The organism is Streptococcus xiaochunlingii, from assembly GCF_006385805.1.
Taxonomy (GTDB): Bacteria; Bacillota; Bacilli; order Lactobacillales; family Streptococcaceae; genus Streptococcus; species Streptococcus xiaochunlingii.
In genome coordinates this window covers 795,880-817,959 of the sequence record NZ_VFSG01000001.1, presented here as the reverse complement: position 1 = coordinate 817,959, position 22,080 = coordinate 795,880, and the positions used below count along the sequence as shown (strand labels likewise).

Below are 22,080 nucleotides of genomic sequence, written 5' to 3'. Positions count from 1 at the left end.
ATTGCCATCGTTGAATAGGAGGAGAAAACAAGATAGCAAAAAAAACGTGCAAAACAGATGATTCTGAATTGAAAAATGAGGAAATATGATATACTAAACTTATACTTTGAAACGCTTTCGAATATTGGAGGAAAGAAATGAAGAAATTTAAAAAATGGCAAATTATTACAGCGACTGGTGCTGCTATAGCAGTTGTAGGAATGGGGAGCTGGCTTGCTTTTGGAAAATCAGGTAGTGGCCCTGAAGAAATGGTCAATATGACACCTATGGTACAAACCGTGAAAGAAGGTTCGATTGCTTCCTCTGTTTTATTGACAGGTAAGGTCACAGCCAATCAAGAACAATATATTTATTTTGACGGAACCAAAGGAGATTTGCAATCCATCCTAGTGAATGTCGGGGATCAAGTAACCGCCGGCCAAGCTATTGTTCAATATAGTAGTACAGAAGCGCAATCTGCCTATGACGCGGCGGTACGTGCGGTCAATAAGGCAGATCGTCAATTGAACGATCTCATGACCAATGGAGTGACCATTGATACAACAGGGGATGAGGAAGCAGATGGCAAATCAGCCTCTCAAGCCCAACGCTCTTTGGACACACAAGTGGGTGATTTGCGCGATGCCCGTGCGGATGCTGTAGCCAATATGGAAAAAGCTAAAGCTTTGTTGGATGCTACAACTGTAAAAAGTAGTACAGATGGAACGGTTGTAGAAGTCAATAAAGATGTCTCCAAATCAACAACCGGAACCAACCAAACCCTTGTTCATATTGTCAGCAACGGTAACCTTCAAGTAAAAGGTGAGTTGTCTGAGTACAATCTAGCCAACATTTCAGTTGGTCAGGAAGTGACCTTAACCTCTAAGGTCTATCCTGGGAAAAAATGGACTGGAAAGATTAGCTACGTTGCCAATTATCCGACAGAAGCTGGTCAGGCTGGTGCAAATGCCGCAGGTTCTGGACAAGGAACAGGGGGAGCTAAGTATCCGTTTACGGTAGATATTACCAGTGAGATTGGTGATTTGAAACAAGGTTTCTCTGTCAATATTGAAGTAAAAAGTTCAACCATCCATCCTTTGGTTCCTGTGACAAGTGTCTTATCAGACGGCGATCAAAGCTATGTTTGGACGATTGAAGCTGGCAAGGCTAAAAAAGTCAATGTTACCTTAGGAAATGCAGATGCAGAAAATCAAGAAATCTTATCTGGTTTGAACAAGGATGCTCAAGTCATCACCAACCCTTCTGGCGATTTGGAAGATGGGAAAGAGGTCGGAAAATATGACAAAATTGATTGAGCTGAAAAACATCAATAAAAGTTATCAAAATGGCGATCAAACCCTACAGGTATTAAAGGATATCCATTTAGATGTGGAAGAAGGGGAATTTCTAGCTATCATGGGACCTTCCGGGTCTGGGAAATCTACCCTAATGAACATCATTGGTCTTCTGGATCGTCCGACCAGCGGTGAGTATAGGCTAGAGGGGGAAGAAGTAGGAAATCTTAGTGAGAAGAAATTAGCCCAGGTTCGCAATGAGCAAATAGGCTTTGTCTTCCAACAATTCTTTCTTCTATCGAAACTCAATGCTTTTCAAAATGTCGAGCTTCCTTTGATTTATGCAGGAGTAAATCCTTCTAAACGAAAGGAATTAGCTGAACAATTTTTAAAGAAAGTTGAGCTAGATACGCGGATGCACCACCTTCCTTCGGAACTGTCCGGAGGGCAAAAACAACGGGTGGCCATCGCGCGTGCTTTGGTCAATCATCCTTCTATTATCTTAGCGGATGAACCAACAGGAGCTCTTGACTCCAAGACCGGCGATCAGATTATGGAGCTTTTGACAGCCCTCAATCAAGAAGGGAAAACTATCATCATGGTGACCCACGAAACGGAGATTGCTGCCTATGCCAAACGTCAGATTGTCATTCGAGATGGAGTGATATCTTCGGATAGCCGTAATGAAAGGAGGGCCTGATGCAGAACTGGAAATTCGCTATTAGTTCCATTATGGGACATAAAATGAGATCGTTCTTAACCATGGTAGGGATTATCATCGGGGTTGCCTCAGTCGTTGTCATCATGGCTCTCGGAGATGGGATGAAAGCGGGAGTGACTAAGACCTTTACCAAGGATCAACAATATGTTCAGATTTCCTATTCCGCCCGAAAGAGTGGCTACATGACTGGTTTTAATCTTGGGCCAGAACCTGTCTCAGAAGAAGGTGGTGGTGAAGGCGGTGTTGCTAGTGAAGGAGACCAAGGAATGTCACCGCCAGCTGGCTATGGAGAGGAAACTAGCGAGGACGTTGACAACCCAATCCTTGAAACACCACCCGTCGTTCAAGAAGAATGGGTCAAGGAATTGACCAAGATTCCTGGCATTGATGGCTACTATGTTGGAAATACGGCCAATGCCACTATCTCCTATCAGAAGAAAAAATCTGAAGGGGTCAATATCATGGGGGTCAATGATACTTATTTCTCAGTAAGAAAATTTGAATTGGTTTCAGGAAGAAAACTAAATCCTTCAGATTATCAGAGTTTCTCACGGGTCATCATGTTGGATGAAGGTTTAGCTTCGACCTTATTTGGGACGGAAAGTGCCCTCAACCAAGTGGTTGCTGTCGGAGACAACAACTATCGGGTGGTAGGGATCTTCAAGGATCCAAATGCTGGATCTGCATTATACGGGGTTTCTTCTGGAGGAAGTGCCTTGATGGCCAATACCCAAGTAGCTTCAGAATTTGGAACAGAAGAAATTTCTACTATTGTGGTGCATATCCCAGATGTCAAACAGATTAAACCAACTGGGATAGAAGCGGCGAAAAAATTAACCGAGTTGTCGGGAGTTCGCCAAGGAGAGTTCCAAATCTTTAACATGGATAGTATCTTGGAGCAGACCAATCAAATGCTCAGTATTATGACAACAGTCATTGGTGCGATTGCAGGAATTTCCCTTCTCGTTGGTGGGATTGGGGTCATGAATATCATGTTGGTTTCTGTGACCGAGCGGACACGTGAAATCGGTCTGAGAAAAGCTCTTGGAGCTACTCGTGGAAAAATCTTGATTCAATTCCTCATCGAATCCATGGTCTTGACCATGATGGGAGGAATTCTCGGTCTGGGATTGGCTTATGGTGTCAATGCCCTCATCGCCACAGCTGCCGCAGGTGCTCTAGAAGGACCACCAGTCGTCTCCATGTCAGTGGCTATCGGAAGTATCATCTTTTCAGCTTGCGTTGGAATTGTCTTCGGTATCCTACCAGCAAGCAAGGCATCAAAACTCGATCCGATTGAAGCTCTTCGCTATGAATAAGGATGGATGCCCTACATGCTTGACTCGGATGAAGTAAAATTTGATTATGAATGAATGGAATGTGATGGAAAAGGGGGAAGGAACCCTTTCCTTCCATTCCTTTTTTCATTTTTCCTGCTCAAGAATAGTGTATTTCCCCGTCAAATATGATAAAATAGGGGAGAATAACTTAGGAGGTTCCAAATGACTACTGAACATATGGAAGAATTAAATGACCAGCAGATTGTCCGTCGCGAAAAGATGGCGGCCCTTCGTGAACAAGGAATCGACCCATTTGGAAAGCGATTCGAACGAACTGCAGATTCTGGTCAATTGAAAGAAAAATATTCAGAATTAGATAAAGAACAACTTCATGACTTGAACGAAACGGCCATTATTGCAGGCCGTCTCGTGACCAAACGTGGGAAAGGGAAGGTTGGCTTTGCCCACCTTCAAGACCGTGAAGGTCAAATCCAAATTTACGTTCGTAAAGATGCGGTCGGTGAAGAAAATTATGAAATTTTCAAAAAGGCTGACCTTGGAGATTTCCTTGGGGTAGAAGGAGAAGTGATGCGGACCGATATGGGTGAGCTTTCCATCAAAGCTACTCACATCACACACTTGTCTAAAGCCCTTCGTCCCTTGCCTGAAAAATTCCATGGCTTGTCTGATGTGGAAACCATCTACCGCAAACGCTACTTGGATTTGATTTCGAACCGTGAAAGCTTTAACCGCTTTGTAACCCGTTCGAAAATCATTTCAGAAATCCGTCGTTACTTGGATGGTCAAGGCTTCCTTGAAGTAGAAACCCCTGTTCTTCACAATGAAGCTGGTGGAGCATCTGCGCGTCCGTTTATCACTCACCATAATGCTCAAAACATTGACATGGTACTTCGGATTGCGACCGAGCTTCACTTGAAACGCTTGATCGTTGGTGGGATGGAACGCGTCTATGAAATCGGACGTATCTTCCGTAATGAAGGAATGGATGCTACCCACAACCCAGAATTTACTTCCATCGAAGTCTACCAAGCTTACGCTGACTACCAAGATATTATGGACTTGACGGAAGGGATTATCCAACATGCTGCGAAAGCCATTCATGGGGATGGTCCAGTTGACTATCAGGGAACTGAAATCAAGATCAATGAACCATTCAAACGTGTCCACATGGTGGATGCGATCAAGGAAATTGCTGGTGTTGACTTCTGGCAGGAAATGAGCTTTGAAGAAGCAGTAGCCCTTGCTAAAGAAAAACATGTGCCAGTTGAAAAACACTACACTGAAGTGGGGCATATTATCAATGCCTTCTTCGAAGAATATGTGGAAGAAACCTTGACACAACCAACCTTTGTCTATGGACACCCTGTAGCTGTATCACCATTGGCTAAGAAGAATGACGAAGATCCTCGTTTCACAGATCGTTTCGAGCTCTTCATCATGACAAAGGAATATGCTAATGCCTTTACAGAATTGAACGATCCAATCGACCAATTGGAACGTTTCGAAGCGCAGGCACGCGCCAAAGAATTGGGAGACGACGAAGCAACTGGAATTGACTACGATTATGTAGAAGCTCTTGAATATGGTATGCCACCAACAGGAGGATTGGGAATCGGTATCGACCGTCTCTGCATGCTCCTTACTGATACGACTACTATCCGTGACGTATTGCTCTTCCCAACTATGAAATAAAATAAAAGAAAACACTGATCGCAAGATCAGTGTTTTTTAGTCTTTTAAATAAGAAGTATCATTCCAAGTATCTAAGTGATAGTGCTCAAAATCATCTGTTGTTAGAATCGTCACACTAGCATTATTGAGTCCGCCATTTTTACGGAGTTCCTCTGGTTTATAGCCTAGAAGAGTCCGAATAGAAGCGGTTAAATTAGCGCCATGGCCAACGATTAGAATGGCCTCGCCAGACTTGTCTTTTAAACTTTTGATAAAATTTTCGGTCCGTTGGGTGGTTTCTTCAACGGATTCTGCTCCGAAAATATCGTGGTGAAACTCAGCTAAATTATGACGAAAGGCCTTCATTTCCTCCGGATAGAGAGCCTTCAACTCCACAATTTTTCTACCTTCTAACCTACCAAGCCACCATTCCCGTAGAGCAGGAGTCTCTTGGAGGGAGATAGGATGTTGATTTTGCTCGAGAATGATTTGAGCAGTATGGACAGCTCTAGGCAAGTCACTTGAATAAGCTGCATCAAAGTATGTTTGAGATAAATGCTGGCCCAAGGCTTTTAACTGTTGGATGGAAGATTCTAAAATCGGAGAGTCACCATTTGCCCCTTGGATACGTCCCTCTTCATTCCACTCAGTACGTCCGTGACGGACAAAATATAATTTCATATTGGTTTTATCCTTTACTCGACTAAGTCTTCGAAGCTAGCCTTGACAAAATCAGCTAAATCTTGCGCCTTGATTTGAATGCTATGACCAACTTCACCTGCAGAGACAATCATCTGATCGAGTTCCAGGGCAGACTGGTCAATAAAAATAGGGTAGTTGTGTTTTTGTCGGATACCAACAGGATTATTGGCCCCATGAACATAGCCCGTCGTCTTTTCTAAGTCTTTTTGCGGAATCATACTAACTTTTTTATTGCCAGATAGTTTAGCCAATTTTTTTTCGGATAAGTGGGCAGAGATGGGAACAATCCCAATGACGGGACCAGTTTTATCACCTGTTAGAGCCAGTGTCTTATAGATTTGATCAGTCGTAATTCCTTCTGGGATGATTCCCTCAAGAGCATTGATTTGCAATCCTGTATGGTCGATTTTCGCTTTCTGCAGTATTTGTTCAACCAATGTTTTTTTTACTTTTTGTTTTTTTGCCATCTCACTCTTCTCTTTCTCTTAATTTCCTAACATTATATCATACTATTTGAGTTTCCGTTCAAGAGAAAAAGAGGCAGTTGCCTCTTTTAATTCTTTTCTACAGTAAATAGTTTTCGGTAGATTTTTTCTCGATTTTGTGTAGGAGCAATCTGGTTCAAGTCCAAGTAGTGGGTGAAACCATTCAATTGTCCCTGAGAGGTGTACTGATGAAGATCATACTCGTCATCAGTAGATGGTGCTGCATTGTAGTAGCCGTCATCATGACCATAAGTTGGAATCCAGAGGGCGGTAAATTTATCAGTGGAGATACTATGTTCTTCCATGAAATAGGTCCCGATATAGATTCCGATATTTTTGGCTCCCAATGATTCTAGCTTGGCACGGAAGGCCTCCACGCCAGCGTTCATATCACCCATCGTTTTTTCTTCTACATCCAGCCAATAATAGGTTGGTTTGTATTTTTTGGATGCCTGATAGAACTCTTCTGCTTCCTTTTCCATTTCTTTTTTGTCCTTGGCAGCTACGTAAGCATATACCGCAACTGGAATATTTCGTTTTTGAAACTCTTTAATATGAGTTTCGTATTATTTGTCTATTCCATTTAAATAAGTCGCGGCATTTTCTTTTTTAGCTTGAGCTCCACTATGAACTCGAACAATGACTCCGGAAACATTTTGTGCTAAAAGATCATAATCAATCTCGCTTGGCAATTGCCAACCAGAGATATCGATAATTGGTCGATTCAAAAATTCTTGATCTAATTCTTCAACTGAGTCAGAAGAAGAGGAAGATGGGATTTTTGTTTGATTGGTGTTCTTTGCCTCTTGTAGGGTCTTGTTTTTAGCAAGTTGATTTCTTTGGATATCTGCTACTGTTTTAGAAATTACCAAAAAGGAAAAGATACTTGCGAAAAAGACAAAGAGGACAATTGGTTTAATCCTTTTTCTCATACAGAATCATTTTACCGTAAAAGACGGAAAAAGGCAAAACAAAGGGCCTGAAAACAGGAAAAACAAGATGATATGATAGTGAATCAGAGGATCGATTTTCTTTGCTTCCTCACAATAGTTGGAGTAGAAATAAGAGTCAGACTGGTTTGTTTGATCATCTTTTGAAAGTGAAAACCGAATCTTATTTGGTCTTTCCTTTTTTTTACTATTGAAAGGTGATATAATGAAATTTGAAAATTAGAAGTATGGGTGTTACATGAAATTAGAAAAACGTCATTTTTTAAACTATTCGATCCTGATCCCTTACCTCCTTTTGTCAGTATTGGGATTGATAGTAGTCTACTCGACAACGAGTGCCTTAGCCATCCAAAAAGGGCTTAGTCCTTTCGGGATGATCAGAAGCCAGGGGATCTTTTTTGTTCTAAGTTTGATCACTATTCTGATTACCTATAAGGTGAAATTAAATGTCCTTAAGAAAAAGGGCTTCATCGGAATTTTCATTATAGCTGAGACGATCCTTCTTTTGCTATCGCGTTTCATCACAGATACGGTGAATGGTGCGCATGGATGGTTGAGTTTTGGAGGTTTCTCTATTCAGCCAGCTGAGTATTTGAAGATTATCATCGTCTGGTACTTGGCCTTGGTCTTCTCTAAAAAGCAAGAAGAAATTCAACGATATGATTACCAAGCGTTAACCCACAATCAATGGCTTCCTCGAGATTTGTCGGATTGGCGTTGGATGGTGCTCTTCCTGATTGCTATTGTGGTCATCATGCCAGACTTAGGAAATGCGACCATTCTTGCACTGACAACCTTAATTATGATTAGTGCAAGTGGGATAGCTTACCGCTGGTTTTCAAGCCTATTAGCTATCCTAGTAGGAGGTTCAACCGTTCTTCTTTATTCTATTCAGCTTATCGGGGTAGAGAGTTTCTCTAAAATCCCTGTCTTTGGATATGTAGCGAAACGATTCAGTGCTTTTTACAACCCCTTTAATGATTTATCAGATTCGGGACATCAACTAGCCAATTCTTATTACGCCATGAGTAATGGGGGCTGGTTTGGCCTTGGACTTGGAAATTCGATTGAAAAGCAAGGGTACTTGCCAGAAGCTCATACAGACTTTGTCTTTTCAATCGTTATTGAAGAACTTGGTTTTGTGGGAGCTAGTCTCATCTTAGCCTTGTTGTTCTTCTTAATTTTGCGCATTATTCTTGTCGGGATTCGGGCAAGAGATCCTTTTAATTCGATGATGGCGATTGGTATAGGAGGGATGCTCCTGACCCAAACTTTCATCAACATTGGTGGGATTTCTGGGCTGATTCCTTCGACAGGGGTGACCTTCCCCTTCCTTTCACAAGGAGGAAATAGTTTGTGGGTCTTATCCATTGCGATTGCCCTTGTCTTGAATATTGATGCGAGTGAAAAGCGCGCCCTAGCTACTCAAGAGGCCCCTTCTTACGAGAAGCCTCAGAAAATTCAAAGCTATTACTAAACCGGTGTGAGTAAAGAAAGGAGTTATCATGACTTTACAAAAACTAGAGAGCTATACCAACAAAGAAATTATCAAAGAAGAAGCAGAGATTTTAACCACTATTTTAGAAGATATTGCTAAAAATTTGGTGAGTCCAGAAACCTTTGATAAGATTCTTGAATTGAAAAAACTATCTGTTTCAAAAGACTATTTAAAATTGGATCAAATTGTCAAAGAGCTATCAAATGAAGAGATGACCGTGATTTCTCGCTACTTTGCCATTCTCCCCTTGTTGATTAATATCTCTGAAGATGTCGATTTGGCTTTTGAAATCAATCATCAAAATAATGTGGGTCAAGACTATCTTGGAAAACTGTCGTCCACCATTCGCCAGGTGGCTGAGACTGAAAATGCTCAGGAAATCTTGGAACACCTCAATGTGGTACCGGTATTGACCGCTCATCCGACTCAAGTACAACGGAAAACCATGTTGGACTTAACCACTCACATTCACAGTCTTTTGCGCCAACACCGGGATGTAAAAGCTGGCTTGATGAACGAGACCAAATGGTACAATAATTTGCGTCGTAATATTGAAATTATGATGCAAACCGATATGATCCGTGAAAAGAAACTCAAGGTAACCAATGAGATTACCAACGTCATGGAATACTATAATAGCTCCTTCCTTCAGGCTGTTCCCAACTTAATGTTGGAATACAAACGTCTTGCCAAAGAGCAAGGGATTGAGTTGCAACACCCCAAACCGATTACGATGGGAATGTGGATCGGTGGAGACCGGGATGGGAATCCTTTTGTAACTGCAGAGACCTTGAAGCGATCAGCTACGATTCAAAGTGAAGTCATTCTGAACTATTATATTCAGAAAATCTCTAGTCTTTATCGGAACTTCTCCCTCTCTACCAATCTTTCAAAAACCAGTCAAGCGGTTGAAGAGATGGCAGCCCGTTCCAGTGATACATCTGTCTTTAGAGAGAAGGAGCCTTACCGTCGGGCCTTCCATTATATTCAATCCAAGTTGGTCCAAACCTTATTGAATATTAAGGAATGGTCTGTCGTTGGCTCAACAGTAGATGACCGTCATCCGGTTGAACGTCTTCTCGGTGCTCACACCCATCAACAAGGAGTGGTTTCTGATTATATTGGTAATCGCATCAGTGGAGCTATCCAAGAGTTGGCAGAAGATCGTCCTCCTTATTACGAAACAGTTGAAGAATTTAAACAGGATTTGAACCTTATTCAAGAATCATTGATTGAAAATAAGGCAGAGGCTTTAATCTCAGGTGAGTTTGCTGAGTTATTAGAAGCAGTAGAAGTCTTTGGATTCTTCTTGGCTTCGATCGATATGCGTCAAGATTCGAGTGTCCATGAAGCCTGTGTTGCGGAACTTCTCAAAGAAGCTGGAATCAATGACCATTATAGTGATTTGTCAGAAGACGAAAAGTGCGAGTTGCTTTTACAAGAGTTGTTAGAAGATCCTCGGATTTTATCTGCTACCCATGCAGAAAAATCAGAATTGCTTGAAAAAGAATTAGCTATTTTCCAAACAGCGCGTGAATTAAAAGACCGCTTAGGAGAAGATGTCATTCGCCAAACCATTATTTCTCACGCAACCAGTGTATCGGATATGCTTGAGTTGGCTATCATGTTGAAAGAAGTGGGACTAATTGACAAGGAAAGCGCACGTGTGCAAATTGTTCCCCTCTTTGAGACCATCGAAGACTTGGATCAATCTGAAGATACAATGAGAAAGTATCTATCACTTCCAATTGCTAAACGCTGGATTGCTTCTAAGAATAACTACCAAGAAATTATGCTTGGTTATTCAGATAGTAACAAAGATGGTGGTTATCTATCTTCTTGTTGGACTCTTTATAAGGCCCAGCAACAATTAACAGCGATTGGTGACGAGTTTGGTGTGAAGATTACCTTCTTCCATGGCCGTGGTGGAACAGTTGGTCGTGGGGGCGGTCCAACTTATGAAGCCATCACCTCCCAACCATTGAGATCCATTAATGACCGCATTCGTTTGACGGAGCAAGGTGAGGTTATTGGCAATAAATATGGGAACAAGGATGCAGCTTATTACAACTTGGAAATGTTGGTATCTGCAACGATTAACCGGATGATTGCTAAGCAGAAGAGTGAAAAGAGCATGTCCGATCAGTACAATGAGATAATGGATCAGATTGTCAATCGTAGCTACGATATTTATCGTGAACTGGTGTTTGGCAATGACCATTTCTATGATTACTTCTTCGAATCCAGTCCGATTAAGGCTATTTCTAGTTTCAATATTGGTTCCCGTCCAGCAGCCCGAAAGACTATCAAAGAAATCGGTGGCTTGCGTGCCATTCCTTGGGTCTTCTCATGGTCACAGAGCCGGGTGATGTTCCCTGGTTGGTACGGTGTAGGGTCTAGCTTTAAAGAATTTATTGATGCAGATCCTGAAAACATTGAAACCTTGCGTTATATGTACCAAAAATGGCCATTCTTCAAGTCTCTTCTTTCAAACGTAGACATGGTGCTCTCAAAAGCCAATATGAACATTGCTTTTGAATACGCCAAGCTGTGTGAGGAAGAGAAGGTTCGTGACATCTTCAATATTATCCTGGACGAGTGGCAATTGACTAAGGATGTTATTTTACAGATTGAAGGTCATGATGAACTCTTAGCTGAGAACCCTTATCTAAAAGATAGTTTAGATTATCGTATGCCATACTTTAATGTTCTGAACTATATTCAATTAGAATTAATTAAACGCCAGAGACGTGGCGAATTGCCTACTGATCAGGACAAATTGATTCATATCACGATCAATGGTGTCGCGACAGGATTGCGTAATTCTGGTTAATCGTGAACCCTTAAAACCAATCTCGATTAAAGGGATTGGTTTTTTACTGGAATAAAGTGAAAATGATTGTGAAAAAACACGTAAAATAGGTCACAAATAATGAAATATCTAGCTGTTTATTTCAAAAAAGAAGTGGAAAGGAGATTTCACAAACTTTCATTTGGATAAATTCCTTTAAGAAAAAAGAAATAAGAAAAAAAGCTAGTAAAACACTTGCAATTTAGACGAAATTTGATAAAATAGTAAGGAAAGTTAGACTGTATTGCCTACTGTCTATCTATAAAATATATTTTATTGGAGGCTTTTACTCAAATGGCAAAAGAAAAATACGATCGTAGTAAACCACACGTTAACATTGGTACTATCGGACACGTTGACCACGGTAAAACTACCCTAACTGCAGCTATCACAACTGTTTTGGCACGTCGCTTGCCTTCATCAGTTAACCAACCTAAAGACTATGCGTCTATCGATGCTGCTCCAGAAGAACGCGAACGCGGTATCACTATCAACACTGCGCACGTTGAGTACGAAACTGAAAAACGTCACTACGCTCACATCGACGCTCCAGGACACGCGGACTACGTTAAAAACATGATCACTGGTGCCGCTCAAATGGACGGAGCTATCCTTGTAGTAGCTTCAACTGACGGACCAATGCCACAAACTCGTGAGCACATCCTTCTTTCACGTCAGGTTGGTGTTAAACACTTGATCGTCTTCATGAACAAAGTTGACTTGGTTGACGATGAAGAATTGCTTGAGTTGGTTGAAATGGAAATCCGTGACCTTCTTTCAGAATACGATTTCCCAGGTGATGACCTTCCAGTTATCCAAGGTTCAGCTCTTAAAGCTCTTGAAGGTGATGCTAAATACGAAGACATCATCATGGACTTGATGAACACTGTTGATGAGTACATCCCAGAACCAGAACGCGATACTGACAAGCCATTGCTTCTTCCAGTCGAAGACGTATTCTCAATCACTGGACGTGGTACTGTAGCATCAGGACGTATCGACCGTGGTATCGTTAAAGTCAACGACGAAATCGAAATCGTTGGTATTAAAGAAGAAATCCAAAAAGCGGTTGTTACTGGTGTTGAAATGTTCCGTAAACAACTTGACGAAGGTCTTGCAGGGGACAACGTTGGTGTGCTTCTTCGTGGTATCCAACGTGATGAAATCGAACGTGGACAAGTTATCGCTAAACCAGGTTCAATCAACCCACACACTAAATTTAAAGGTGAAGTTTACATCCTTTCTAAAGAAGAAGGTGGACGTCATACTCCATTCTTCAACAACTACCGTCCACAGTTCTACTTCCGTACAACTGACGTAACTGGATCTATCGAACTTCCAGCAGGTACTGAAATGGTAATGCCTGGTGATAACGTGACTATCGACGTTGAGTTGATCCACCCAATCGCCGTTGAACAAGGTACTACATTCTCTATCCGTGAAGGTGGACGTACTGTTGGTTCAGGTATGGTTACTGAAATCGAAGCTTAATTCGATCTAGTTCCCAGATTAACAATTATATAGACAGACAGAAAACCCCGTGAAGACGGGGTTTTTATTGTTTTAAAAAGTAAAAGAGTTTGTGCAACCTTTCATTATCACGAAAATTATGGTAAAATAGTTAGTATAAAATTAGAAAAACGAGGTATGTGAAATGTCACGTAAACCATTTATTGCTGGTAACTGGAAAATGAACAAAAACCCAGAAGAAGCAAAAGCATTTGTTGAAGCAGTAGCATCAAAACTTCCTTCATCTGATCTTGTTGAAGCTGGGATTGCAGCTCCTGCACTTGACTTGACAACTGTTCTTGCTGCTGCTAAAGGTTCAAACCTTAAAGTTGCTGCTCAAAACTGTTACTTTGAAAACGCTGGTGCCTTCACTGGTGAAACTAGCCCACAAGTTTTGAAAGAAATCGGTACGGACTACGTGGTAATCGGTCACTCAGAACGTCGTGATTACTTCCACGAAACAGACGAAGACATCAACAAAAAAGCAAAAGCTATCTTTGCTAATGGTTTGCTTCCAATCATCTGTTGTGGTGAAAGTCTTGAAACTTACGAAGCTGGTAAAGCGGCTGAATTCGTAGGTGCTCAAGTATCTGCTGCTTTGGCTGGTTTGACTCCTGAGCAAGTAGCTGCATCTGTTATCGCTTATGAGCCAATCTGGGCGATTGGTACTGGTAAATCTGCATCACAAGACGATGCACAAAAAATGTGTAAAGTGGTTCGTGACGTTGTAGCTGCTGACTTCGGTCAAGAAGTAGCTGACAAAGTACGTGTCCAATACGGTGGTTCAGTGAAACCTGAAAACGTTGCTGAATACATGGCTTGTCCAGACGTTGATGGAGCTCTTGTTGGTGGTGCATCACTTGATCCAGAAAGCTTCTTGGCATTGTTGAACTTCGTAAACTAATCGAACAAGAATAAGACGAGAGATTTCTCGTCTTTTTCTTGTATTAAAAGAGAGTGGGACAGAAATCGGTAATTCGTTAGAATTCGATTTCGTTGTCCCACCTCCGCACAGTTGAGTAGGGCTGTAAAAGCTGATGAAATCAGCGTATATAGCCCACTCAACCACTGCGTCTTGCTCGACAATCCAAAGACGATTGAGAGGCTAGGACTTCTTTTGTCCCAGCCTCTTTGTTTTTTATGAGCGTCCTAAGATTCGTTTGATCAGGGACAAGGCTTTGAATTTCAGAGGATTTGGGTAATAACGGAAGGTTCCCATCTTACGGACTACGTAGCCATTAAAGTTCTGTTTGAAACGAAGAACGCCGTCTGAGCCGTCGAAGACCCCTTGAATACCTAGGAAATTGTATAAGGTGATTCCTTTTTCTAGGGCACGCTTCATGGCATGGTATTGAATCAAGAAGGCTGCAGAGAATTTCTGGTATTTGGTATACGAACCGCCAAACAAATAGGTCACTTCTGATGGATTATAAATGATCAGGGCACAGGCCAAGGGCACTGTTTCAACTGTTTCGTTAGCCAAGGTTTCCCGGACAATTGTCTTTTGTTTCTCTAATTTTTGCAATTGTTGCTCATATTGTTTGGATGAAGGATTGAGCAAGGAAATCTTCTGGTCTAAATAAGCGAGTGCATCAGCTGTATTGATTTCAGCAATGAGAAATTCTGCCTTATCTCCAAAGGTATCATAGAGATCGTAGTAGTAGTTCAGACTCTTGTCTTCAAAGCCTTGACGTTTTCCAGTTTCCTCAATAATTTGTTTAAACTGAGGGATTTCCTCTCTCCTAATATTTCGAATGGAAATATCATAGTTGAGGGCAGTCGTGATATTCCGGCTACAGTTCTTATTGAAGGATTTTAGGAGAGATTTGGCATCGAAATTAGTGAGGTCCTTCAGATAATGCCAAACAGGCTCTCCTCCAGGATAGCCAACTTGTAAGCCATCAAATTGATAGCCAAGATCCAGTAATGATTGGAGAAGCTGTTTTTGCTCTTCTTCAGTCGGATTGCCATTGCTATCGAAAACTTGATAGTGGTCATAGGGTTTTAAAATGAATTCGATGCCACCATTTTCTTTTACATAAGCCTGTACTGCTTTGTAAAAATCTGGTAGGTAACGAGTATCTGTAACGATTGGCCCGCTATTGATTTCGAAATGCAGGCCTCCCGTCATAGGTAGGCTGTATAAAATGGCAGAGATAGCTAATGTTCCTTGCTCTTCCCATCCAATATAGTGAATGGTTGCGCCTCTTTTATGAAGCAAATCAGCCATTTCAATACTCTGTAAAAAAGAGTGATTGGAAGTAGTAAGAGAGTGTTGGTAAAAATCTTCCCTACTAATAATCTTGAATGTCATAGGTCACCTTACTGTTTATTTCTTAGTTTTTTTCGTAATTGATAGGCCTTGTTAACAAGGGGATATAGCATGCTAGTTGGGAGGTTGAATTCGCCAACAAATTCTTCGATCATTGGATTAAATTTTGACTTGAAGTGGTAGAGTCCTCCATCTAACTGGTTCTCAACTCCTCCCATATTTTGCCAAGTAGCTCCACGGTCAAAGGCATGCTGGGCTGTTTCATACCAAGTCAAAATAGCTGGTTGATAGCGGCGGAAGTTCTCATCCATTCCTGCGTAGACATTCTCTGAAGTGCCTCCAAATTCAAGAGTTAAAGTTCCAGAAAGAGAAACAATCTCTTGGCCTGCTTTTAGCTCTTGATGGAGAAATTGGATTTCTTCTTCTAAGCGTTCTTTTTCTTGACGGTTATTATCGATCTTGCCTGGTTTTGTTTTTTCGTTAAAACGACTAGCTTCGGCTTGGTTTTTTTCCAGCTGTTCTTTGAGTGAAGCAAGACGTTGAGCCAAGTTAATTCTTGATAGAGTGATATAAGATTGTCCTGCATAGGTTGTTAGCAGTTTCTCATAATAGTCTCTTCCACGAAGATGGATGCCTTTTCGTGCTTCTGTCTTTTTCATCAGAGCTGCAAATTCGTCTAAGAGTTCAGTGCCTCCAAAGATGACTTCGACACCTTTATTTCGAGCAGTCCGAATGGCTTGCTTGGTGGATTTGGACAGTTGGTCCTCAGTGAAGTATTCCTTGTAGATATTGGCCTGGAAACGTGGTTGAATAGTTTCTCCCATGTCTTCTGTCCGTCCAACCCATTCCGCTCCACATTCTTTTAAGGATTGGATAATCGCTAAAGTGGCCTCTTGATCACTTGTTTCTTGGCCGATTAATCCTTTTCTTAGGAAAAGAGAGGGATCAAACTTGGCAAAGACAGCATGCTTGCTTTTAGCATAAGTTTTGATGGATTGGAGCATGAAGGCTACTAATTCGCTATTTTGGTAATCCATAATAGGTCCACGTGGGATATAGAGCATGGTAAAACCAAGTGGAAGTGGCTGGATTAAAATACTTGCGACAGCGACTAGTTTGTGATCTTGGTAAACGCCAAGGCGCTCATTGCCCCAGTTGTCCTTGATTTTTGCCCAATCGGCGCTCTGAAGCAAATTGGTTTGGGGGCTAGTTTTAACGAATTCATCATGTTCTTCGGCAGTAATGCCGATTTTGTAAGTATACATTAATGGAGTACCCACTTTCTAAGGGCGTAAGCAACACCCGACTCATCGTTGGATCGCGTAACAACTTTCGCAATCTTTTTTAATTCAGGACTAGCATTGTCCATCGCGACTGGGAGACCAGCAACTTCTAGCATGGCCTGATCGTTTTCTTGGTCGCCGACCGCCATCACTTGTTCTGGACTTAGGTTTAACTTGGACGCTAAGTGTAAGAGGGCCTGACCCTTATCAACTGTTTTAGGCAAAATCTCAAGGTAAAAAGGTGCAGAACGAACAATCGTAAAACGGTCGTAAAAACTATCTGGAATAGAGGAGATGATTCTTTCTAAGACTTCCGGTTCATCGACATACATACATTTGAGCACCGTATGCTGCTCCATTTCTTTAGGAGTCCGGTAGAAAAGATCTGAGTGGACCAATTTGGCTTCATGAACGGTATAGGTACCAATGTTACGATTGGCTGTATAAATGCCAGACTTGGTACTAGCGTGCATAGGAACCGCTAATTTACGAGCGAGTGCTTCAATATCTAAATAGTCATTGTAGGAGAGGTGTTCCTCATAGAGCGTTTCGCCAGTATGGACGTCTTGAATCAGTCCTCCATTGAAGGTGATGACGAGGTCACCTGGTTGATTCAAATGAAGTTCTTCTAACAATCGAAGAACACCCGAACGAGGACGACCAGTTGCTAAGACAACATGGACCCCTTGGGCTTTGGCATCTTGGATGGCTTGAAAAACTTCGGGGGTTACTTGGCCGTCAGATGTTAAAAGGGTCCCATCGATATCAAGTGCAACGAGTTTAATGTTCATCTTTTTCTCCTGTAAAGGTATCGTTAACAATATAGGACTGGAATAATTGTAGTTGAGGTGTAAACAAGCTATTTTCAAGCAACATTTCTTTTGGGAAATAGAAGCGATTATCCCCTTGTCTGCTACCGGCTAAGGAAGCAACGATAGGAGAAAGAAGGGATAGCTCAGCTAAATTTCCATCCTTTTGGATGATCTCAATTTGAGTACGAGGTTTTTCTGAATCTGGTCGGTAAACGTCGTAAGGAAGGTCAAAGTTTCGATGAATAGCCGTATAATAGGTTGGATCAAAACCGACCTCTTGAATCAATTGTTTGAGAGCAGCTAATTGTTCTTCATCCTTATCTTGAAAGAGAATGGATTTGAAAACCTTGCGATTGATAAAACGCTGGGCCAAATCAGAGAGTACGGAGTCAGGACTCTCCATCCAAGATTGAAAGTAGGTATTCATAACGCCGTCGTCCAAAGCCAAGTAATCGGCCAGGCTAACTTGGTGCTCAAAAAAAGGAATCAGTCGAGGAGAAGTCACTTGAAAGAACTCTTTATGCGCAAGGTAGAGATGACGTGCCCGCTTGAGCAGGTTCTGCAAAAGGACTTCCATTGCTCTGGTGGCTGGATGAAAGTAGACCTGCATATACATTTGGTAGCGAGAAACAACATAATCTTCAACCGCATGCATCCCATTTACCTGAAAAGCAATTCCGTTTTCTACTGGGCGAATGACACGCAATATACGAGTTAAATCAAAATTACCGTAAGAAGCCCCAGTGAAGTAGGCGTCTCTTAGAAGGTAATCCATGCGATCGACATCAATCTGACTAGAGATTAACTGCACCACCTGTTTGTTAGGGTAGGTGTGGTCGATAACACTGGCTACCTTTTGAGGGAAGTCTGGTGCTACTTGAATTAATACCTGGTAGATTTCTGTTTCAGGACAGGTAATAATTTCCTGGGTCATTTTTTCATGATCAGTATCAAATAGCCCTTCAAAGGTATGCGAATAAGCGCCGTGTCCGATATCATGGAGCAAGGCGGCAACCATGGTGAGAAGGGATTCGCTTGAGTCCCATTGGTCGGTGTATTTCTCATCAAAGATTGATAGGATGCGCCGAGCAATTTCATAGGCTCCTAGACAGTGCGAAAAACGACTATGCTCGCCCCCATGAAAGGTAAACCCAGAGGTTCCTAACTGTTTGATGCGACGTAGTCGTTGAAATTCTTTTGTATTAATGAGCTTGTAAATGACTGGGTGATCCACGTGAATATAGTTGTGCACAGGATCCCGAAATACTTTTTCATTCATGCCTCTATTATAGCAGAAAACGGCCTAAATTGGTATCGAGAGATGGTTGCAATAGGAAAAAGAAAGAAGTTTTTGGTAAAATAAAGGAAAGAGGGAAAGGATGGCAACTTTTGAAGATTAGAATACAAAATCAGATTCAATTTGATGATCAACTGGAAGTGATGGACCAATATTACGAAGGGGAATGGAAGGAAAAAGGCGGCTATTACTATCTGCTTTACGTTAACGAAGAAGGAGAAAAAGTCGCTTTGAAATTTCATGATCAAGAATTGACCATGACTCGCTTTTCAACGCCAAAATCCATCATGAAATTTATAGCTTCAGAGAAAGGTCATGCGCTCATTCCAACTCCCCTAGGCATGCAGCAGTTTGTGATTGATACTCAGGAATATAGATTGGAGCAAAATAAGCTTGGTTTGTCCTATCAGTTGTTAACGGCAGATGGAAGTCAACAATTCGCAACCTATCGCTTAGAATTGACATGGGGAGACTAGTTTATCAGTAGTTTTTCTTGATATTTTTACAAGGTGTGGTATAATGAAACTACTCAAGGGAGTAGCTGGCGGTTAACCGCGATAGTGTCGTCATTCCGAATTATTTCCGGCACTATATTAAACAGCGAGACTTGTTTTTTTAAAAAAACAGGTCTCTTTTTTTGTAAAAAGAGACCAAAAAAGGAGGAGACTGTTTTGTCAAAAGAACAAAATAAAGATTTGTTTTACACGCAATCTTCTGAGGAAGTCCTAAAGAATTTGGACTCATCTATCGAAGGTTTGTCAACTGCTCAAGCTCAAGAACGCTTAGCGACTTATGGTCGAAATGAGTTGGAAGAGGGCGAAAAACGTAGCCTACTAGCTAAATTCCTTGATCAATTTAAGGATTTGATGATTATTATCTTGCTTGCGGCTGCGGCACTTTCTGTCATTACAGAAGGAATGGACGGCTTAACAGATGCCATTATCATCTTGGCCGTAGTTGTCCTGAATGCAGCCTTTGGTGTTTACCAAGAAGGGCAAGCTGAAGCAGCTATTGAAGCGTTGAAAAATATGTCTAGCCCGATGGCTCGTGTTCGTCGTGACGGTCATGTCATTGAGATTGACTCAAAAGAATTGGTGCCTGGGGACATCGTCTTGCTAGAAGCAGGGGATGTTGTACCTGCTGATATGCGCTTGTTTGAAGCAGCTTCCCTTAAAATCGAAGAAGCAGCTCTTACAGGGGAATCAGTCCCAGTAGAAAAAGATGTGACAGGACTTGTCGAAGCGGATGCAGGTATCGGAGACCGCGTCAATATGGGTTACCAAAACTCAAACGTAACTTACGGTCGTGGTATTGGTGTCGTAACTAACACTGGTATGTATACAGAAGTTGGTAAGATTGCGGACATGTTGGCCAATGCCGATGAAACGGAAACACCGTTGAAGCAAAGCTTGACCCAATTGTCTAAGACTCTGACTTACTTAATCGTTGTGATTGCAGTTATCACTTTCTTGGTTGGTGTCTTCGTTCGTGGAGAGCATCCATTAGAAGGCTTGATGGTGGCGGTAGCCCTTGCGGTTGCGGCGATTCCAGAAGGACTTCCTGCCATTGTAACTATCGTTCTATCTTTGGGAACGACAACCCTTGCTAAACGCAATTCAATCGTTCGTAAATTGCCAGCCGTTGAAACACTTGGTTCAACAGAAATCATCGCGTCTGATAAAACAGGTACTTTGACCATGAACCAAATGACGGTTGAAAAAGTCTATACCAACGGTCAATTGCAAAGTTCGGCAGCTGAAATTGCTGCTAGCAACAATACACTTCGTATCATGAACTTTGCCAATGATACCAAGGTGGACCCATCTGGCAAGTTGATTGGAGATCCAACTGAGACAGCTCTTGTTCAGTTTGGTTTGGACCACAATTTTGACGTTCGTGAAGTCTTGAAGGATGAGCCTCGTGTGGCTGAATTGCCATTTGACTCTGATCGTAAACTCATGTCTACCATCCACAAGGAAGCAGATGGTTCATACTTTATCGCTGTCAAGGGTGCGCCTGACCAATTGCTCAAGCGTGTGACACGTATTGAAGTAAATGGGGAAGTTCGCCCTATCACAGAAGAAGACAAGAAAGCTATCCTTGCAATCAACAAAGACTTGGCCAAACAAGCCCTTCGTGTCTTGATGATGGCTTATAAGACAAGCAAGGAAATCCCAACCTTGGAATCTGAAATTGTTGAATCTGACCTCATCTTCTCAGGTTTGGTCGGCATGATTGACCCTGAGCGTCCAGAAGCTGCAGAAGCTGTTCGTGTCGCTAAAGAAGCAGGTATCCGTCCAATCATGATTACGGGTGACCACCAAGATACAGCAGAAGCTATTGCCAAACGTCTTGGAATCATCGATCCAAATGATACAGAAGACCATGTCTTCACGGGTGCTGAGTTGAATGAACTTACTGATGAAGAATTCCAAAAAGTCTTCAAGCAATTCTCTGTATACGCACGTGTATCACCTGAACACAAGGTTCGGATCGTAAAAGCATGGCAAAAAGAAGGCAAAGTTGTTGCCATGACTGGTGACGGGGTTAACGATGCGCCATCGCTTAAAACAGCTGATATCGGTATCGGTATGGGGATTACAGGTACAGAGGTTTCTAAGGGTGCTTCTGACATGGTCCTTGCCGATGATAACTTCGCCACTATTATCGTAGCGGTAGAAGAAGGACGTAAGGTCTTCTCCAATATCCAAAAATCTATCCAATACCTCTTGTCTGCCAATATGGCTGAAGTCTTCACCATCTTCTTTGCAACCCTCTTTGGATGGGATGTTCTTCAACCAGTACATCTTCTCTGGATCAACTTGGTAACCGATACGCTTCCAGCCATCGCTCTTGGTGTGGAACCAGCTGAGCCAGGTGTCATGACCCACAAACCTCGTGGCCGTAAATCTAACTTCTTTGACGGTGGGGTCTTCGGAGCTATTCTTTATCAAGGGATCTTCCAAACTATGCTGGTTCTTGGTGTCTATGGCTGGGCTTTGATTTCTCCTGAACACTCTACTCGGGCAGAAATTCATGCAGATGCTTTGACGATGGCCTTTGCGACTCTTGGATTGATCCAATTGCTTCATGCCTTTAACGTCAAGTCCGTTTACCAATCGATCTTTAAAGTGGGGCTCTTCAAGAACAAGACATTTAACTGGTCTATCCCAGTTGCCTTCGTCCTCTTTGTGGTGACAATTTTGGTTCCTGGATTTAATAATCTCTTCCACGTTTCACATTTGAGTTTGACTCAATGGATGGTGGTCGCTGTAGGTGCCCTTATGATTGTTGTTTTGGTTGAGATTGTCAAAGCCGTTCAACGTGCACTTGGTAAGGATAAAAACGCCATTTAATCGCGTATCAAAAGTCATCTTCGGATGGCTTTTTTGTGTACAGAAATGTCTGGGCATATTTCTTGAGGCAAGACTAGATTTTTGATACACTAGACAAC

General features: G+C 42.0%; 16 protein-coding genes and 1 pseudogene. 10 read left to right on the top strand and 7 right to left on the bottom strand.

Features of this window, described 5'->3' with window-relative positions; all coding sequences use genetic code 11:
* Positions 1–137: 137 nt before the first annotated feature.
* The 4 genes from FJR71_RS04110 (at position 138) to lysS (ending at position 4,988) form a co-directional block, all read left to right on the top strand.
* Complete coding sequence (locus tag FJR71_RS04110) at positions 138–1,295, top strand: efflux RND transporter periplasmic adaptor subunit (protein ID WP_140814175.1); 1,158 nt, start codon at positions 138–140, stop codon at positions 1,293–1,295.
* Positions 1,279–1,974: an ABC transporter ATP-binding protein gene (locus FJR71_RS04105; RefSeq protein ID WP_006595919.1), complete on the top strand. Its 696-nt coding sequence runs from the start codon at positions 1,279–1,281 to the stop codon at positions 1,972–1,974. The genes FJR71_RS04110 and FJR71_RS04105 overlap by 17 nt, the downstream gene beginning before the upstream one ends.
* Positions 1,974–3,314 (top strand): ABC transporter permease, encoded by a 1,341-nt coding sequence (locus tag FJR71_RS04100; RefSeq protein ID WP_140814174.1) that lies wholly within the window; start codon positions 1,974–1,976, stop codon positions 3,312–3,314. The genes FJR71_RS04105 and FJR71_RS04100 overlap by 1 nt, the downstream gene beginning before the upstream one ends.
* A gap of 183 nt (positions 3,315–3,497) precedes the next feature.
* Positions 3,498–4,988 (top strand): lysine--tRNA ligase, encoded by a 1,491-nt coding sequence (gene lysS, locus FJR71_RS04095; RefSeq protein WP_061564191.1) that lies wholly within the window; start codon positions 3,498–3,500, stop codon positions 4,986–4,988.
* A 36-nt stretch (positions 4,989–5,024) separates the two neighbouring features.
* Here the strand turns inward: lysS and FJR71_RS04090 are convergent, their stop codons facing one another.
* The 3 genes and pseudogenes from FJR71_RS04090 to FJR71_RS04080 form a co-directional block, all read right to left on the bottom strand.
* Positions 5,025–5,648, bottom strand: a complete 624-nt coding sequence (locus FJR71_RS04090; protein WP_140814173.1) for a histidine phosphatase family protein — start codon at positions 5,646–5,648, stop codon at positions 5,025–5,027.
* Between the two features lie 14 nt (positions 5,649–5,662).
* On the bottom strand, positions 5,663–6,136 hold the full coding sequence (locus FJR71_RS04085) for an aminoacyl-tRNA deacylase (RefSeq protein ID WP_048689458.1): 474 nt from the start codon (positions 6,134–6,136) through the stop codon (positions 5,663–5,665).
* Positions 6,137–6,222: 86 nt separating this feature from the next.
* Positions 6,223–7,086, bottom strand: a pseudogene (locus FJR71_RS04080) (GH25 family lysozyme).
* 256 nt (positions 7,087–7,342) lie between these two features.
* Here FJR71_RS04080 and ftsW point away from each other — a divergent pair.
* The 4 genes from ftsW to tpiA all read left to right on the top strand — a co-directional run bounded on the left by ftsW (position 7,343) and on the right by tpiA (position 13,866).
* Complete coding sequence (gene ftsW, locus FJR71_RS04075) at positions 7,343–8,581, top strand: cell division peptidoglycan polymerase FtsW (protein WP_140814172.1); 1,239 nt, start codon at positions 7,343–7,345, stop codon at positions 8,579–8,581.
* 28 nt (positions 8,582–8,609) lie between these two features.
* A complete protein-coding gene (gene ppc, locus FJR71_RS04070; RefSeq protein ID WP_140814171.1) occupies positions 8,610–11,435 on the top strand; it encodes a phosphoenolpyruvate carboxylase in 2,826 nt (941 codons plus the stop codon).
* Positions 11,436–11,747: 312 nt separating this feature from the next.
* Positions 11,748–12,944, top strand: coding sequence for an elongation factor Tu (gene tuf, locus FJR71_RS04065; protein WP_048689446.1), 1,197 nt, complete (start codon positions 11,748–11,750; stop codon positions 12,942–12,944).
* Between the two features lie 163 nt (positions 12,945–13,107).
* A complete protein-coding gene (gene tpiA, locus FJR71_RS04060) occupies positions 13,108–13,866 on the top strand; it encodes a triose-phosphate isomerase (protein WP_006595928.1) in 759 nt (252 codons plus the stop codon).
* Between the two features lie 234 nt (positions 13,867–14,100).
* Here the strand turns inward: tpiA and FJR71_RS04045 are convergent, their stop codons facing one another.
* Genes FJR71_RS04045 through FJR71_RS04030 form a run of 4 tightly spaced genes read right to left on the bottom strand, consistent with a single transcriptional unit; the run spans position 14,101 to position 18,608 of the window.
* Entirely contained in the window at positions 14,101–15,276 is a 1,176-nt protein-coding gene (locus tag FJR71_RS04045) for an aminoacyltransferase (RefSeq protein ID WP_140814170.1), read from the bottom strand.
* Between the two features lie 8 nt (positions 15,277–15,284).
* Positions 15,285–16,499 carry an aminoacyltransferase gene (locus FJR71_RS04040; RefSeq protein WP_140814169.1) on the bottom strand — a complete coding sequence of 405 codons (1,215 nt, stop codon included), beginning with the start codon at positions 16,497–16,499 and terminating at the stop codon, positions 15,285–15,287.
* The gene (yidA, locus tag FJR71_RS04035; RefSeq protein ID WP_140814168.1) at positions 16,499–17,308 is read right to left on the bottom strand and encodes a sugar-phosphatase; all 810 of its coding nucleotides are present in this window, start codon (positions 17,306–17,308) and stop codon (positions 16,499–16,501) included. Before yidA ends, FJR71_RS04040 begins: the two co-directional genes overlap by 1 nt.
* Positions 17,298–18,608, bottom strand: coding sequence for an HD domain-containing protein (locus FJR71_RS04030; protein WP_140814167.1), 1,311 nt, complete (start codon positions 18,606–18,608; stop codon positions 17,298–17,300). Before FJR71_RS04030 ends, yidA begins: the two co-directional genes overlap by 11 nt.
* 110 nt (positions 18,609–18,718) lie before the next feature.
* Here FJR71_RS04030 and FJR71_RS04025 point away from each other — a divergent pair, with 110 nt between their 5' ends.
* Entirely contained in the window at positions 18,719–19,102 is a 384-nt protein-coding gene (locus FJR71_RS04025) for a YwiB family protein (protein WP_140814166.1), read from the top strand.
* 195 nt (positions 19,103–19,297) lie between these two features.
* Positions 19,298–21,982: a cation-translocating P-type ATPase gene (locus FJR71_RS04020; RefSeq protein WP_140814165.1), complete on the top strand. Its 2,685-nt coding sequence runs from the start codon at positions 19,298–19,300 to the stop codon at positions 21,980–21,982.
* Positions 21,983–22,080 lie beyond the last annotated feature (98 nt).